Origin of the sequence: Thioclava sp. JE_KL1, from assembly GCF_009296265.1 — a bacterium.
GTDB lineage: Bacteria > Pseudomonadota > Alphaproteobacteria > Rhodobacterales > Rhodobacteraceae > Thioclava.
Genome location: NZ_WBJS01000003.1, coordinates 59,800 through 75,912 on the forward strand (window position 1 = coordinate 59,800; position 16,113 = coordinate 75,912).

Sequence of the window (16,113 nt, forward strand, 5' to 3'; positions counted from 1 at the left end):
TAGACACTCACTATGCAGCCTGCAGCAGCAACAAAAGCGGCAGATATGGGGCGACCGCGACGCTCTGATGGAAATCGGCAGGAAACGGACGTCCGCTTCGCCAGACACGACCGGCAGCGACGCAGGCTCGCTGCCGGTCGCGGCGCGCGCCCAGATCACCGGTCCCGCGCCCTCTGCCAATGCGTCACGATGGTGATGACGCGACTTCTCAGGTGGTGTGAGAGGCATCCGGAAACATACATCTCATTGACTACGATCAAAGAGGAATCCCTCCTCCTATGTTCTTCTTGCTTCGACGCGAAGGCGTCAACACGGAGGAGGATATGGAAATGCGTAATTCAATGTTCACGAACAAGTCTCGCGTATCGCTCGTCGCTCTTGCTGCGGCATTGGGACTTGCGATCGCATGGCAGGCACCGGTCGCTGGACCGTTCAGCTTCGCGGCCAATGCACAGGAGTCCGGCGGCCAAGGGACCGGCAAGGGGAATCAAGGCGGTCAGGGTCAGGGCAGCAAAGGCGCCCAGACCGGACAATCTCAGGGTCAGGGCCAAGGCGGCCCGGGCGAAGATTCCGACGGCAAGGGGCCGCAAGCAGGCGCGCCCTCCTCCTCCGGCGGCGGCAAGCCGACTTGGTCGCAGGAAGGGATTCCGGAAGTCGAACTGGGGCGTCTGAACGTCGCGCGCTCGCCGGGACATGTGCTCGATCAGGCCTATGAAGAAGCGCTCGCATCGATTTCGCCCGAGATGGTTTCGTTCTACAACCTTTCGCTCGACCAGGCGATCGAGGAGCTCTCCCTGAACTGGGACAACGTGAGCTTCATAGACTCCCCGTTGCAGAACCTCGGCCTTCTGCAGGCGACGCTTGAGGGATCGGCCCCGCTGTCTAGCCTTGGCGTCTCGAATGATGCCGACACGCTCGCGGCGATCTTCCTCGGTGCGGCTTCGGACAAGACCGTTCCGATCACGACCGATACGGTGATTGCGGTGACGCAGATCCTCGGGGTGCCGGTCACGGGGGCTGCGGCCGCGTCTCTTGCCGCAGATGCCGAGGCAGTGCGCATCGCGATCCTCGCCGGACATGGCTGATCGCATGTGACGAACATCGACCCGGACCCGCCTCTGGCGCGGGGTCCGGGTCAAGACGACCAACATCTCATAACAAGGAGGCAGTCATGACACGCAAGACTGCAAAGAGCGCAACTGCCGTGGCAGGAATTGCGCTGATCGCTGGGCTGGGTCTCACCGTGCAGCTTGGCCCGAAATCTGGGACGTTCCATCTGTCCGTGCCGCGCGCCTTTGCGCAAGACAGCGGCACGCATACCGATGGGGACCACACGGATGGTGGCCAACAGAAGGGCAAGACCGGAGAGGCCGGGCATGGCTCAAGCGGCGGCGGCCATGAGGACGACGGCTCGCATGAGGAGAGCGGCGGCCGTGGCGGCGCCAGCGGGTCTTCCGGGCAAGGTCAGGGCGGCCCGGGCGCGGATTCCGAGGGCAAGGGCCCGCAAGCCGGCACCCCGTCCGGCACCCGCGGCACCAAGCCGGTCTGGTCCAAAGAGGGTATCCCGGAGGTCGAGCTTGGGCGGCTGAACGTGGCCCGTTCGCCCGATCACGTGCTGCAGCGCGCCTATGAGGAAGCGCTGGCGACGATTTCGCCGACCATGGTCTCGTTCTACAACCTGCCGCTCGATCAGGCGATCGACCAGCTGTCGCTGAATTGGGACAACGTCTCCTTCATAGACTCGCCGCTGCAGAACCTCGCCCTTCTCAAGGACACGCTGGATGGCAGTTCGGCGCTCTCCAGTCTCGGAGTGACGAACAACACCGCAACGCTCGAGGCGATCTTCCTCGGCACGGCCTCCGACAAGACGGTGCCGATCACGGCGGCCACGGTAACGGCGGTGACGACCATTCTTGGCCAGCCGGTGACGGGCGCGGCGGCGACCAGCCTCGCCGCGCAAGCCGAAGCAGTGCGTATCGCGGTTCTCGCAGGTCACGACGGCTGAGACCCTATGGAACCGAAGCAACACTCTGCCCTTGCGTGAAGCGGGGGCAGAAGTTTCTTCTTCAACGCGCGCAGCCAGAGATCCATTATGTCGCGGAACAGGACCATCCGGTCAGGCGGATGGATGAGACGGACGGAGAGTCATCGAAATGTTTTTTTCAATCAAGCGGGCCGCAGCCTGCGCCCTTGTCTTCAGTTTTGCAGTTCCGGGGGTAGCCGCGGCGCAGGACTCGGCCAGTTTCTTCAAGGTCGGCACGGCGAGCGTCACTTACGGACCTTACGTGCGCTTCGGGCTCGGGGCAGCAAACACCCGACCGTCCGACGAGCACTGGCTCCCGCCCGGCTACCCGTCCGATCCGCGAATCGATTTCAACTTGAGCAACGACACGACTGGCTTCGGCGAGATCGCCTTCGGCTATGACTGGATGAACGGCTTCCGCGGCGATGTCAGCTTCCTCACGACTGGCGCCGCCCATACCACCGGTCCGCACACGACCAGCGGCGACCATGCAGACATCACCGCGGCTTCGGTTTCGACCAGCGCGGTGATGGGTAACCTCTACTATTCCCCGTTCGAGCAGATGGGCGTCAATTCCCGCCTGCATCCCTTCGTCGTGGCGGGGCTTGGTTACGCGAACAACAAGGTCAGCGACTGGACGCGGACGAACACCGCAAAGGCCTCCGTAGACCGGACCTTCTCGGGCGACACCCATGGCGATTTCGCCTATTCGCTCGGCATCGGCATGGCCTACCAGCTGACGCCTCCCGGCAAGCATCCGGCGATCCTCGAGATGTCCTATCGCTATTACAGCTTCGGGACCGCGAAGGGCGGCAGCACGCCGGTGACCAGTGGCGATGCGCCGGTTGCTCCGCTGAGCTTCGAAAACGACGCACATGTGCTCTCGATTAGTCTGCGCATCCCGCTGCAGCGGCTCTGAGGCGGACTTGGACGTTACAAAATCGCTGACGGCCCGATAGACGAACGCTGACATTCGCTGCCGTCAGCGTTCGTCGGCTCTGGGCCGTTCGCGACGGGTCCGTAGGTCTGGGAGGAGAGCGGTCATTCGCTTCGCTCGGTCCCAATTCCTGCTATGCGCCCAAGTATTCGCTTGCTCCCCACCTTAGCGGCAACTGCGAAAGCACACAAAAGCGTCAGTAGTCGTCTCAGGCTTCATCGACCGGAGCGACTTACTGCGACCGACCTCATGCACCAACTTCAACTGGCCATTTCAGCGCGTCACGATCCCGTCCGCCGGGCTGAAGCGCGGTTTGGCGAATTGCTCCTGATGCCAAAGCGGGTAGATCAGCGGCGGGCGGCTCACCTGGTCCAGGCTGGCTAGGTCGTCTGCCGAGAGCGTTACTTCGAGCGCGCGGAAATTGCGCTCGAACTGCTCCACTGTGCTGCCGCCCACCACCAGCGAAGCGACGCCCGGACGCGTAAGCAGCCATGCCAGCGCGATCTGAGCGGCCTCGACGCCATGCGCCTCGCCCAATTCGTTAAGCACATCGACGATCTTCCACAGCCGCTCCTGATCGCGGATCGGCGGCTCGGTCCAGCCCTTGGACTGACGGCTCCCCTCCGCCACCGGATTGTCGCGGGTGTGTTTGCCCGACAGCAGCCCTGCGGCAAGCGGGCTCCAGACGGTCGCGCCGACACCCTGATCGACCGCGATCGGCAGCAGCTCATATTCCGCCTCGCGCGCCTCGAGCGTGTAGTGGATCTGCTGGGTGACGAAGCGCGCCCGACCCGGCTTGTCCGAGGCCATGAGCGATTTCATCACCTGCCAGCCGGTATAGTTCGAGCAGCCCGCATAGCGGATCTTGCCCTGATCGATCAGCGTCTGCAGGGCTTCAAGCGTTTCCTCGACCGGGGTTTGGCCGTCCCATTCGTGGATGTGGTAGATGTCGATGTGATCGGTGCGCAGACGCTTCAGGCTACGCTCGCATTCGCGGATCAGATGCCAGCGGCTCGCGCCCTCGCCATTGGGGCCATCATCGATCGGCATCCGGGCTTTTGACGAGATCAGCACCTTGTCGCGGCGACCTTCCAGCGCCTCGCCCACGATCTCTTCGGCCGTGCCGGTAGAATACATGTTCGCCGTGTCGATCAGGTTCACCCCGTGGTCGATCACGCAATCAAACAGATCGCGCGCCTCGGCCACGCCCTGACTGCCGACCATCGCGAAGGGGCCCTCGCCACCGAAGGTAAAAGTCCCCATCGCGAGGGCTGAAACCTTCAGCCCGCTCCGTCCCAGCGTATTGTAGTGCATGCCCTCTCCTATGCGCCGAAAGCGGCGCTTGTCTCTTCGATGAGGATGCAGGCGACAGTGCCGCCCGCGTCCTGAATGCCTTTGGATTTCTCGCCAAACGCGGCAGCCTTGCCGTGCTGGGCTTCCATCTCCTTGGTCGCCTCCAGCGCCTCTTTCGCAGCTTGGGCCGCCGCGCGTGATGCCTCGGCGGGCGATGCGCCTGCCTGCGCCTGCGCGGCGATGGTCTCGGCCATCGGGTGCAGCACGTCGAGCACGGTCTTGTCGCCCAGCTGCGCCTTGCCGCGCTGTGCGATCCCGTCGCGGAACGCCGCCCAGAAATCCGCGAGCGCCGCGGTATCCATCACGTCCACACCGTCGAGCGCCTTCGCGCCGCGCAGGAAGCCGGTCGCCATCAGTGTGCCCATGGTCGAGGGGGCAGCTTTCGCGATCGCAGCGCCTGCGGTTTTCATTCCGTCCGCCAGCGTCTCGGGCGCCTTCTCCTCAAGGGCGGTCGCCGCAGCGGTGAAGCCCTTCGCCATGGTCAGTCCCAGATCGCTGTCCCCGACCTTGCCGTCGAGCTCGATCAGCGCCTGCTTCTCGGCGGCGAACCGGTCCCGGTAACGGTTGAACAGGTCCGGCAGTGCCTTCGCATCCATCGTCATGGCAACCCTCACTTCGCGATATGTTTGAAGAACGGCGTCGTCGCGCCGCGCGCGATCAGCGGTTTCAACTCGTCATCGAGATGCAGCACCGAGATCGAGGCGCCCGCCATCTCCATCGAGGTCGCGAATTCGCCGATCCAGACCTGCGCGACGCTCACGTTGCGCTCTGCGAACAGCTGCGAGATGCGACGATAGAAGATGTAGAGCTCTTCCATCGGCGTCGCACCCAACCCGTTGACGATGATCGCCACCTCGTCGCCTGCCGCGTAGTCCTGCTCGGCGAAGATGCGCTCCATCATTTCGTCCACGACGGCATCTGCGGGCTCGAGCGTCTTGCGGGTGATCCCCGGCTCGCCATGGATGCCCATGCCGATTTCCATCTCGTCCTCGCCAAGCGTGAAGCTGGGCTTGCCGACCTCGGGAACGATACAGGGCGTCAGCGCGACACCCATGGTGCGCGTGCGCGCCTTCGCCTTCTCGGTCAGGCGGACGACTTCGGCGAGCGGCTTCATCTCGGCGGCAGCGGCACCCGCGACCTTGTAGAGGAAGACGATCCCGGCGACGCCACGGCGCTTGTGCTCCTCGCCCGGCTGGGAGGAGGCGACATCATCATTGCCGACCACGGTGGCGGTCTCGATATCGTCAACCTCGGCCAATTCCCCGGCGAGGTCGAAATTCATGATGTCGCCACTGTAGTTGCCGTAGAGATAGAGGACGCCCGCCCCCTGATCGACATGCTTGGTCACTTCGAGGATCTGGTCCGAGCTGGGCGACTGGAACACCCCGCCAACGCCCGCACCATCGAGCATCCCGTCGCCGACATAGCCAAGGAACAGCGGCAGGTGGCCGGAGCCGCCCCCCGTCACGATCCCGACCTTGCCGGGGACCGGGTTGGCCGTCACGAAGCAATGCAGATCGTCCGCGACATGGGTCACTTCCGGATGGGCGGCGTAAATCCCCTCCAGCATCTCTTCGACGAAATCTTCGGGTTTATTGAGAAATTTCTTCATCGGATCACTCTGCTTTGCGTTGCTTGGGTTTTTGCTTGCGGCGCACGAAGAAGGCCGCTGCGAGAAGGATGAACGCGCCCACGACGAGGCGCTGCCAGGTGCTGGGGATTCCCACCAGAACCAGGGTGTTGCTGACGACGGTGATCAGAAGAACACCGGCTACGGTGCCCAGCACCGAGCCCGTGCCGCCGGTGATCCGCGCCCCGCCCAGAACGACGGCGGCGATCACTTCGATCTCGGTGCCGACCAGATCGAACGGGTTGGCCATGCGGGTCGCGCTGACATGGATGATGCCAGCCAGACCTGCGAGCGCACCCGCGAAGGCGAAGACGAAGACATGCACCACGCGCTGGCCATAGCCGAGCCGCGCCGCGACCTCCGGGTTGCCGCCAGTGGCGAAGATCGCCCGGCCCATCAGCGTGCGGTCGAACAGGAACCACGCTAGCCCGACGACCACGGGGAAGATCAGGAAATAGGCGGGCAGATCGACCGTCACGCCATTTGCGCCCTGAAACTGATAGAGCGCGGCCTTGCCGAAGGCGGTCATCTGCGGCGGAAGCTCCATCAGCCACACCGTGCCGACGAAAGCCAGCAGGATCCCGCGGAACAGGTATTGGGTCCCGATCGTCACGATCAGCGAGGGCACGCGCAGACCGTGGACCAAAAGGCCGTTCACCGCGCCCAGAAGCGCACCGGCCACGACGGCAATCGCGATGATCGCGGCCATCGGCAGATCGGGCGCCACGGTGATCACGAATTTCGTCAGCGAATACATCGTCAGCGCCGCGATCGCGGTGAAGGAGACGTCGATCCCCCCTGCCGCGAGAATGGCAAAGACGCCGAGCGCGAAGAGGCCGGTCACCACGCTTGCGCGGCCCATATCGATGAGCGAGCCCGGCTGCAGGAAGTTGGGGTTGATGATCGACACCGCCACGCAGATGACGACGAGGATGGTCAGTGTCACCATCTCGGGTCGGCGTCGCAGGGTCTCCCAAATCGTCAGTTTGTCCTCGGGACGTTTGGGCGTTGATCGGTCATTCATCTCTTGCACCATGGTCATCAGGCAGCCTCGTTCGCCGAGCCGAGCATCGATTGGTAAATACGGTTCTCGTCGGTGGTCGCGGCGTCGAGTTCATCGACGAGGCGACCGCGGTTCATCACAAGAATCCGGTCGCAGTTCTGCAGCAGTTCCGGCAGATCGTCGGAGACGATGATCAGCCCGATTCCGCGCTCGGCCATCGCCTGGATCGCGCGGTAGATCGTGTCCTTGGAGCCGACATCGACGCCGACCGTCGGGCCATGCAGCACCAGCAGTTTCGGCTCGATGCTGAGCCACCGGCCAATCAGCACACGTTGCTGGTTGCCGCCAGACAAAGCCGACACCGGCAGATCGATATTGCCGGTATTGAGGTTCATCGCCTCGGAAATCTTGCTCGCCGCCTCGCGGCCCTTGCGCTTGTCGACGATGCCGCCGCGACCGCGCAGCCGGTCGAGGATCAGCGTCACCTCGTTCTGGTAAATCGACTTCTGCAGGAACAGACCCTCGGAGAGGCGGTCCTCGGGGACATAGCCCATTCCGCGCGCAATCGCGTCCGCGGGAGAGTCGAGATGCACCCGCGCGCCCGAAATCTCGAAATGACCGGCACTCAACGGCTGGTGGCCAGCCAGCGCGAGGGCGACCTCGTTGCGCCCGGAATCCGAGAGCCCCGTGATCCCCAGCACCTCGCCCGCTTTCAGCGAAAAGGCGACATCTTCAAAGGCCGCACCGGAACTTGCACCCTCGACGCGAAGCACTTCCTCGGCCTGCGGCGTGCCCTTGCGATAGCGCATCGTGTCCAGCTCGCGCCCGGTCATCAGATGCGACAGCTCTGCCCGCGAATAGTCCGCGATCGGGCCCTGCGAGATACATTCGCCGTCGCGGAAGATGATCGCCTGCCCTCCGATGCGGTAGCACTCCTCCAGCTTGTGGGTGACGAACAGCACCGCCACGTCGCGTTCGAGCAATTTGCCGACCAGTTCGATCAGCGCGTCGACCTCGTGCCGGGTGAGCGATGTGGTCGGCTCGTCCATGATCACCAGCCGCGCGTCGGCGGCGATAGCGCGCGCGATCGCGACGCGCTGACGGATCGCAAGCGGCAGATCCCCCACCATCGTGCCGAGGAGTTTCGCCGTCGGCTCCAGCCCGACATTGCGGATCGCCTCGCGCGCCGTCTCGCGCAGACGGCGGCGGTTCAACAGACGCATCAAGCGCCCGTTGCCGCTTACCAGCTGGTCGCCAAGCGCGACGTTTTCCACGACGGAGAGGTTCGGCAGCAGGGAGAGGTCCTGATAGACCGTCTCGATCCCCGCTTCGAGCGACTGGATCGGCGACAGCTCGCCATGCGCCTGCCCGTCCAGAACGATCTCCCCCTCGCTGGGCGCGTGGGCGCCCGAAATGATCTTGATGAAGGTGCTCTTGCCGCAGCCATTCTCGCCCAGCAGGTGATAGGCGACGCCGGTATCGATCGTCACATCGACGCCACGCAGCGCGTGAACACCGCCAAAGCGCTTATGGATGCCGCGCAGCTCCAGAAAATGTCCGTCTGACATCTGATTGCTCCCCCCTGAACACCGGTCGCTTCCATCCCATGCGCCAAAGCTCCTCCAGCCTGGGCACGGGCGGTCTGACAGTCGGCCGGGGCTGCCCCCGACCGACCTGTTTTTTCACGCCTTAGAAAAGGGTCTCTTTGTAGGTGTCCTTGTCGACGAGAACCATGCCATTGCCCACGACCAGCACGCCGTCACCTGCGCCGGGGCGCACGCTGACACTGTGGTAGCCGTCGACTCCCAGATCCATGCCGTCGGTGATCTCTTCACCCGCGAGAATCTTGGTGGCCAGCGAGTTCATCGCCATGCCGGCCTTCTGGGGATCCCAGAACCCGATCGCGGTGATTGCGCCGCTGTCGAGATAGGCCGCCGAAGGGTTCGGCAGACCGGTGCCCACGAGGCAGACCTTACCGGCCAGACCCGCTTCTTCGATCGCGCGACCGACGCCGAGCACGTCATTGCCCGCCGAGGTCTGGAAGCCCTTGATATCCGGATGCTTGCGCAGGATTTCCTTGGCTTTCTCATAGGTGCCCTGGGCGTCGTCGAAGCTTTCGTTGTTCGGATCGACGAGTTCCATATCCGGGTATTTCTTCGCGTTCTCCTCGCCCGCGCCGACCCATTGCATATGGGTGCGGCTGCCCAGCGAGCCGACGAAGGTCGTCCACTTGCCCTTGCCGTCCATGCACTTGGCCAGACGCTCGTTCAGGGCCGCACCGTATTCGGCGTTATCGAAGGCTTCGACATCGGCCATGGTGTTCTTCTGGTTATCGGCCTCATGGGTCACGACGACGATGCCGCGATCCATCGCGCGCTTGAGCACGCCTTCGAGGATCGCCGGATCCATCGGCACGACGGCAAGCGCATCGACGCCGCGCGCCACGAGATCCTGAACGATCTGCAACTGCTGCGCGGAATCCGCCGTGGCAGGGCCGACTTGCTCGATCTTCATGTCGGAATGTTCCTGCGCGTATTTTTCGACGCCGGTTTTCATCCGGTCGAACCACGGAATGCCGCTGATCTTGACGACCGTGGTGATCGACTTGCCCTCTTGCGCCGCGACCCCTTGCGCACCGGCCAGCATCGCTGCTGTTGTCGCGGCCAACAGGCCGATTTTAAGTCCTTTGAATGCCATGATGATCTCCTCCCTGGATTACATTCTTCGGCTCAGTTTTTCGGAGCGCGCGCCGCGCGCCCCAGCGAAAAGCGTGTGATGAACTGGTCGACCAGCTCGAAGCGGTTCACCGCGAGGAAGCACAGCAGCAGCGCGCCCCAGGCGAAATCCCGCACGAAATTCGAGAACCCGACGAAGTTCAGCAGACTCGACAGGAGCTGCAGAGTGATCGCCGAAAGCACCACGTTAACGACGCGGCCATACCCGCCATCAGGACGCACCCCCGCCATCACCGCGACAAGGATCGCGATCAGAAGATACGAGGTGCCGTAGTCCCATTTCACGTTGATGTTGCGTGCCGCGATGATCACCCCGGCAAGCCCGGCCATCAGTCCTGACAGTGCGTAGGTGGTGATCAGGATGCGGTCGCGGTTGAAGCCGCTGAAGAGCGCCGCTTTCGGGTTTGCCCCGGTGAGCATCAGCTTCATCCCGTAGGGCGTAAACCGCAGGACGCCCCCCAAGATCAAAGCCGCGCCGAGGAAGATCAGGAAGCTCGCCGGAACTCCGAAGATCAAGCCGTTGCCCAGATCATAGAGCGCGGGCGGCGACCCGATCATGACCGAGCGTCCTTCCGAAAACACGACCGCCGCACCGGTAAAGGCCATCTGGGTGCCCAAGGTGCACAGGATCGGCGTGATCTCGAAGCGCGAGATCAGAAATCCGTTCAGCGCGCCCCCCAGCATGCCGATCAGCAGGCAGCCCCCAGCGAAAGTGATGGTGAACAGCACCGGGGCCTCATCCACCGGGAAAATCGAAAGAGCCACAAGCCCCGAAGCCACCCCCGAAAGGTTCGCCAGCGCGATCCCCGACAAGTCGATCCCGCCATTGCCCGAGCACATCGCGAGCATCACGCCGATGGCGAGCAACCCGATCTCGGGCACTTGGTTCGCCATCGACTGCAAATTGTAGATCGAAAGGTAATTGCCGCCGGATGCCGCGCCGCCGACTGCGAGAAGCAGCACGATGAGCACGGACAACACAAACAGATTCCCGTCCAGTTTCGACATCTCCTCCCCCGTGTCGTTTACTGAATAATTATCTTATTTACTAAATTGCTACTATTATGTTTACTAAAGTCAACCCCGTTTGTTCACTAGCCCCTCTCGGCGCGTGAGATTAAAAGGACCGTGCGTTCCGCCCATGTGCGGCACAGACAAATCGCGATGAAATGAAGGTGGGATGAGCGAGACCATGGAAGTTCAGCCGAAGAAACCGGTCACTTTACGCGAGGTTGCCGGTCATGCGGGGGTCTCCGCTGCCACCGTGTCGTTGGTTCTGAACGATAAGGGCGATATCTCAGAGGCCACCCGCGCCCGCGTCCTGCAGGCAGTGGAAGCGCTGAACTACACGCCGCGTTCGAATCGGCCACGGCAGGAAGCCACCAACACGATCCGCTTCCTGAAAATCGCGCGGCACGGCCAGACGGTGAACCGCGACCACAACCACTTCATCTCGGATTATATCGACGGCATGTCCTTCGAGGCGCTGCGGCGCGACTACGCCTTGCAGGTCGTCAGCTACGAGCAGGAATCTCTTCAGCAGATGCTGTCCGACTTGGAGGGGACGGAGCCGCGCGGAATCGTCGTGCTCGGCACCGAACTGTCGCGCGAGGATATCGAGACGATCATTGAATACGCGCCGCTCCCCACGGTGCTCATCGACACCTACCACCCGTTCCTGAAGGCGAATTTCGTCGACATGGACAACGATCAACTCGTCCACGACGCGCTCTCACATCTGATAGCGAGAGGCTTCCGCAAGATCGGCTATGTCGGGAGCTACAGCGAGGTGATGAACTTCCGACTGCGTCAAAGGGCTTTCCAGACCGCGGCCGCGGCACTCGGATTGCAGGGCGAGGATGCGCAGGAACTTTCGGTGATGTCGACGCTGGAAGGGGCCTATAAAGAGACCCTGACTCAATTGCGCGGCCGGCCCGTCGCGGATGCCTATTTCTGCGCGAACGACATAATCGCCTTCGGCTTCGTCCGGGCCCTGCGCGAATTGGGCCACAGAGTGCCGGAGGATGTTTCGGTCGTGGGCTTCGACAACCTGCCCACCTCGAGCGTGTTCGACCCGCCCCTGACCTCGGTCGACGTGCCGAAAGCGCGCATCGGCGCAATGGCGATCCGCCTGCTCGACGACCTCATAGCGGCGGACGACCGCGACCAATCCCCCATCAAAGTTCTGATGACGGGGGAACTGGTCGTGCGCGACAGCGTCGCAAAGGCACAAGACAGGAAGCGCTAACCGCGTATGCTTCTGCTATCGTGCAGCCAGAGGACGGGCCTGGGCGGAAAGTGTGAATCCGCTGCGCGTCTCTCGAAAGGCCGCTCACGAGAAAAACGAGACTTTCCCACCATCATCAGACCTGCGACGAAGAGGTTGAAATTTTGTCAACTGTTGGCCGCTATCCATGTCTGGTCCATCGGCCAAGCTCTGGAAAGCCGGGGCACGCCGACATGACCGTAGAGTAGAGACAACTGCCAGCCTGCCTCGGAAGGCGAGCGCTTTTTCTGATGCGTAAGATAAAGGGCCGCAGCTAGTCCCGTGCGGTCTGCGCCAGCTTTGCAGTGGACCAGCAAGGGTTTCGGCGCGTTGGCCATGGCTGTTTCTAACGCCGCGATGCGCGCGGGGCTCAGGACCTCGTGATCGGACATTTTGAAATCGATCAGCGTCAGCCCCAGCCGCTGCGCTGCGGCCTTCTCTTCCTCATACCACGCCTGTCCCGGATGAGCTCCGCGCAGGTTGAGAACCGACCGGATGCCGTCCTTTTTCTTGTAGGATTTCAGCCGCTCGGCCGTTGGCTGGTTCGACCGATAGAACTCGCCAGCCACCACGGTGTGGAAATTTCCAGTCACTTGAAGATACCCGAAATAGAGCACCAGCGCCGCGAGCGTGCCGAGCAATACGGTGCCCACGATCTGCGCGATTTTACGGAGTTTCATTGCCTCTGCCTCCCTATGCGACCCCGCGAAGCGGGGCCGCGATCCGATCGTGTCGGGATCAATCCGCCTGCTCGGCGCCACCGGCGTCTTTCTTGACGCTCTGCGTCACCGCGGCAGAGCCCGGAAGCTGCAGGCTCACCTCGACCTGTTTCGCCGATTGCGCGGTGGTGTAGATCGAGTTCGGGTTCGCCCGCAGATGCCCCGGCTTGCCGCTGTCATCGACATGGATGCGGGCCGAGCCATTGGCGGGAACCGTCACGTCGGGATGCAGGATATAGGCCTCCTTCGCGCCGCTATCGGCATCGGTGATGGTGTAGAAGAGGGTGAAGCCCTTCAGCGGTTTGGCGCTGTCGTTGACCAGCTGGATTTCGAGGTGATCCGGCGCGTCCGTATGGGTCGCGGGATCGACATTGTTCTCGACCAGCAGTTCTCCGATATGGAACGGCGCGGCGGTACCCCCGGGCTGGATCGGGCTTTGCGCCACCACCGGGTCCTTGTCGGCCAGATCGTTCTGCCCGTCGCCGTCGGTGTCGGGGTTCTGCGGATCGGTGTGCAGCAGCGGCTCTGCCATGTCGGGCACGCCATCCTTGTCGGTATCGGTCTGCGCGGCTTGGGCGCCGCCAGCGGCGAGCATCAGCAGCACGGTGAGGGTGGAAAGGGTCTTGTTCATCGTCAGGTCTCCTTGGTCAGACGATCGGCACGGATCGGACGCAGCAGGACGAGCCCGCCGAGGCCGAGGGTGAAGAGAATGAGGAACCAGGCATCGCCCTTCTTGTCGGCCCAGATCGGCCCGAGCGCTTTGCCGGTGTAGATGTCCTTGATTCCGAGCACCGCGAAGGTGAAGCGCTCGTAATGCTTGGTCACGGACGAGACCTCGATCCCGTTGCGGATGGTCTCGTAGGTGGCGAAGCCCTGCTTGATCCTGGTCTGCTCAGCCTTCGGGATCGAAAGCTGCGCGAAGACGCCGCCAGCCACCTGATTGTCGGGGTCCATCGTGTCGCCGATCTGCGGCGCCACCAGCACCACCAGAAGCCACAGCGCGAAGGCGTAGAGCAGCCCGCTCGCGGGGCTTTTCAGCCAGAGGCTGAGGCCGAAGCCCACCGCGAAGATCGCGCTGAGATAGAGCGTCGAAGCCCCCCAGGTGATCGCGAGCCGCAACAGGTCATTCGCCCCGATGCCGATGCCCGAACCAAGCGCGAGCACTACGGCGCAAAGCGCGAAGACGAAGGCCAGCGCGGTCGCCATCAACCCGGCCCCGCCCAGCAGCTTCGCGGTGAGGAACTGCCAGTTTGAAAGCGGGCGCGTCAGGATCAGCGCCAGCGTCTGGCGCCCGCGCTCTTCGACGGCGGCGCGGTAACCCGCGATCAGCGCAATCACTGCGCCCATGATCTCGATCTGCTCGATCGTGCCGCGCATCAGCTTGAGCGGGTAGAATTCGGGGGCCGCGATCGAACCGAGGCTTTTGCCGAGCGCCAGCAGTTGCTGTTTCGCGGCCATGTAGGTGGCCACATCGGTGCGCATCGCAACCGTTCCGGTGATCAGCGAGATCAGCGCGGCTGCGACGAGCGCCAGGGTCGCGGCCAGCAGAAAGCGGTCGCGCAGCGCGATCCGTGCGTCCTTGAGCGCAATGGTGGGAATAGCGGAGAGATCAGGCATCGGGGCCTCCCTTCGTCATGTCGAGCTTGAGGCAGCCGCGCAGCGCATAGAGGCCGGAGCCCGCTGCGAAGAGCATCATCACGACCAGCGGGGGAACGGGGCCGCGCGGCGGCAGGCCGTCGGGCAGATAGCCCATCAGCTCCGCGCCGAGATACTTGTAGGCTTCGGCTAACGAGAACGGCCCGAGCAGGTTTGCGGAGAGGTCGAAGATCGCGGATTGCGGCGCGGGTGCGAGCGCCGAGATCGGGTTGATCGCAGCGGTGGGCAGGATGTTCCCGGTCAGCGCGGGCCAGACGAAGGTGAGCACCAGCCAGACCACCGTCGGAACCATCAGCCCCACGGTTTCGCTGCGCGCCCGCGCCGAAGCGCCGATCGCAATCAGCCCGAAGATCATCATGTAGAGCCAGCCCAGAGAGAAGAACGCAGCGAGCCGCGCCCAATCCCCGGGGCCGAGATGCACCGAAGGCAGGATGGCGAGGGTCGCAGCCCCCACCACACCCGCAAGCGCCGCGAGACCGCCGACGGCCAGGGCGAGTGCCGAGACCTTGCCGCGGGCGTAATCGAGCCGCTCCAACGGGCGCGCGCCGATCAGCGGCAGTACCCCTGCCCGACGGTCGGTCTCGACCATGCGGTAGCCGATCACGATGGCCGAGAAGGCGCCGATCAGGCTGATATAGATCGTGAGATTGCGCAGCAGCGCCAGCGGCGAGCCCTGCGTGACCGGGTTCGGCGGCACCGGCTTGCCATTGGCTTCGAACCAATGCGTGGCGCTGGCATAGATCGCGTCGACCGTCGAGGTCGCGGACCAGCCCAGATAGGCCGAGACCAGCACCAGCGCGGCGAACAAAGCGGCCACCAGCGCGATCGTCCGCTCGCGCGCAAGCGCGGCGAGCGCGTGGCGGCGTAAGATCGTGGAGGGTGTCATGCCGCGACCTCGCGATCCGGCACCACCGAGAGGTAAAGCTCCTCGAGTGCCTCCTCCGAGCCGTAGCGCGCGTTTACCGTCTCGATCGTGTCGTGGAAGACCAGCTGGCCGTGCGAAAGGACGCCGATGGAGGAACAGGACCGCGCCACCTCGCTCAGCAGGTGGGTGTTCATGAAGATCGTCATGCCCTGCCCGTTCAACCGCTCGAGCACCTCGCGCAGTTGGCGTACCCCCATCGGATCGAGCCCCGAGGTCGGCTCGTCGAGGAACAGGACCTGCGGACGGTGGACGATGGCCTGCGCGAGCCCGACCCGCTGGCGCATCCCCTTGGAGAAGGTCGCGATCCGGCGGTCGGCAAGGTCTGTGATGCCGAGGAACTCCATCACCTCCTCGACGCGGTCGCGGGCGTCCTCGATCCGCGAGAGGGCCGCGAAGAAGCGCAGGTTCTCGCGTGTGGTGAGCGTGTCGTAGAGGCGGACGTTTTCGGGCAGGTAGCCGATGGCGCGGCGCAGCGCGATGCGGTTATGCGCGAGGTCGCAGCCGGCGACGCTCGCCGTGCCGCCGCTGGGATCCATGAGCGTCGTCAGAAGCCGGATCGTCGTCGTCTTGCCCGCACCGTTATGGCCGAGAAATCCGAATATCTCGCCACGGCCAATGTCGAGGTCGAGCGGCTGGAGCGCGGTGAACTCGCCGTAGTTCAGGGTAAGCCCCCGCGTGCTGACGGCTGGTGTGTCTGTTTGCATCTCTGGGCACCTCCTTTTGATGTTGAGAGGAGCTTGCCCGCCGCGATCCGGATCGAATTCGCCCATTTCTTACAAATCCGTGAGAAGCCGGGTTTCTGGCTTGGCCGGAACGAAAAAACCTCCGCCCCGGACGGTCGGGACGGAGGGCCACGCGGCGTACGA

General features: G+C 63.6%; 16 protein-coding genes. 4 read left to right on the top strand and 12 right to left on the bottom strand.

The genetic code is table 11. The features are described from left to right. The first annotated feature begins 329 nt into the window (after positions 1-329). The 3 genes from F8R15_RS05715 to F8R15_RS05725 all read left to right on the top strand — a co-directional run bounded on the left by F8R15_RS05715 (position 330) and on the right by F8R15_RS05725 (position 2,942). Complete coding sequence (locus tag F8R15_RS05715) at positions 330-1,085, top strand: hypothetical protein (RefSeq protein WP_152843910.1); 756 nt, start codon at positions 330-332, stop codon at positions 1,083-1,085. An 86-nt stretch (positions 1,086-1,171) separates the two neighbouring features. Further along, positions 1,172-2,005: a hypothetical protein gene (locus F8R15_RS05720; protein WP_152843911.1), complete on the top strand. Its 834-nt coding sequence runs from the start codon at positions 1,172-1,174 to the stop codon at positions 2,003-2,005. Between the two features lie 148 nt (positions 2,006-2,153). Further along, the gene (locus F8R15_RS05725; RefSeq protein WP_152843912.1) at positions 2,154-2,942 is read left to right on the top strand and encodes an outer membrane protein; all 789 of its coding nucleotides are present in this window, start codon (positions 2,154-2,156) and stop codon (positions 2,940-2,942) included. Positions 2,943-3,233: 291 nt separating this feature from the next. Here F8R15_RS05725 and F8R15_RS05730 read toward each other — a convergent pair whose 3' ends face one another. From F8R15_RS05730 to F8R15_RS05760, 7 genes are all read right to left on the bottom strand, one after another. After that, positions 3,234-4,274: an aldo/keto reductase gene (locus tag F8R15_RS05730; protein WP_152843913.1), complete on the bottom strand. Its 1,041-nt coding sequence runs from the start codon at positions 4,272-4,274 to the stop codon at positions 3,234-3,236. A gap of 8 nt (positions 4,275-4,282) precedes the next feature. After that, positions 4,283-4,915, bottom strand: coding sequence for a dihydroxyacetone kinase subunit L (locus F8R15_RS05735; protein ID WP_108722380.1), 633 nt, complete (start codon positions 4,913-4,915; stop codon positions 4,283-4,285). Positions 4,916-4,923: 8 nt separating this feature from the next. Then, entirely contained in the window at positions 4,924-5,925 is a 1,002-nt protein-coding gene (locus tag F8R15_RS05740; RefSeq protein WP_152843914.1) for a dihydroxyacetone kinase subunit DhaK, read from the bottom strand. A gap of 4 nt (positions 5,926-5,929) precedes the next feature. Further along, entirely contained in the window at positions 5,930-6,985 is a 1,056-nt protein-coding gene (locus F8R15_RS05745; RefSeq protein ID WP_166504566.1) for an ABC transporter permease, read from the bottom strand. Beyond that, the gene (locus F8R15_RS05750; RefSeq protein WP_152843915.1) at positions 6,985-8,514 is read right to left on the bottom strand and encodes a sugar ABC transporter ATP-binding protein; all 1,530 of its coding nucleotides are present in this window, start codon (positions 8,512-8,514) and stop codon (positions 6,985-6,987) included. Before F8R15_RS05750 ends, F8R15_RS05745 begins: the two co-directional genes overlap by 1 nt. Positions 8,515-8,635: 121 nt before the next feature. Further along, entirely contained in the window at positions 8,636-9,643 is a 1,008-nt protein-coding gene (locus F8R15_RS05755; RefSeq protein ID WP_078539248.1) for a substrate-binding domain-containing protein, read from the bottom strand. A 32-nt stretch (positions 9,644-9,675) separates the two neighbouring features. Continuing rightward, on the bottom strand, positions 9,676-10,689 hold the full coding sequence (locus F8R15_RS05760) for an ABC transporter permease (protein ID WP_078539249.1): 1,014 nt from the start codon (positions 10,687-10,689) through the stop codon (positions 9,676-9,678). 172 nt (positions 10,690-10,861) lie between these two features. Between F8R15_RS05760 and F8R15_RS05765 the strand changes: the two genes are divergently transcribed. Beyond that, on the top strand, positions 10,862-11,929 hold the full coding sequence (locus F8R15_RS05765; RefSeq protein ID WP_216644111.1) for a LacI family DNA-binding transcriptional regulator: 1,068 nt from the start codon (positions 10,862-10,864) through the stop codon (positions 11,927-11,929). A gap of 146 nt (positions 11,930-12,075) precedes the next feature. On the opposite strand, the gene F8R15_RS05770 is transcribed toward F8R15_RS05765, so the two are convergent. From F8R15_RS05770 to F8R15_RS05790, 5 genes are read right to left on the bottom strand one after another with little or no spacing between them, the layout of a single operon-like run. Beyond that, positions 12,076-12,627 carry a tyrosine-protein phosphatase gene (locus F8R15_RS05770; protein WP_152843916.1) on the bottom strand — a complete coding sequence of 184 codons (552 nt, stop codon included), beginning with the start codon at positions 12,625-12,627 and terminating at the stop codon, positions 12,076-12,078. A 58-nt stretch (positions 12,628-12,685) separates the two neighbouring features. Next, positions 12,686-13,297 (bottom strand): hypothetical protein, encoded by a 612-nt coding sequence (locus F8R15_RS05775; RefSeq protein ID WP_152843917.1) that lies wholly within the window; start codon positions 13,295-13,297, stop codon positions 12,686-12,688. Between the two features lie 2 nt (positions 13,298-13,299). Then, a complete protein-coding gene (locus F8R15_RS05780) occupies positions 13,300-14,283 on the bottom strand; it encodes an ABC transporter permease (RefSeq protein WP_152843918.1) in 984 nt (327 codons plus the stop codon). Next, on the bottom strand, positions 14,276-15,208 hold the full coding sequence (locus tag F8R15_RS05785; RefSeq protein ID WP_152843919.1) for an ABC transporter permease: 933 nt from the start codon (positions 15,206-15,208) through the stop codon (positions 14,276-14,278). The genes F8R15_RS05780 and F8R15_RS05785 overlap by 8 nt, the downstream gene beginning before the upstream one ends. Beyond that, on the bottom strand, positions 15,205-15,951 hold the full coding sequence (locus tag F8R15_RS05790; RefSeq protein WP_152843920.1) for an ABC transporter ATP-binding protein: 747 nt from the start codon (positions 15,949-15,951) through the stop codon (positions 15,205-15,207). The genes F8R15_RS05785 and F8R15_RS05790 overlap by 4 nt, the downstream gene beginning before the upstream one ends. Between the last annotated feature and the right edge of the window lie 162 nt (positions 15,952-16,113).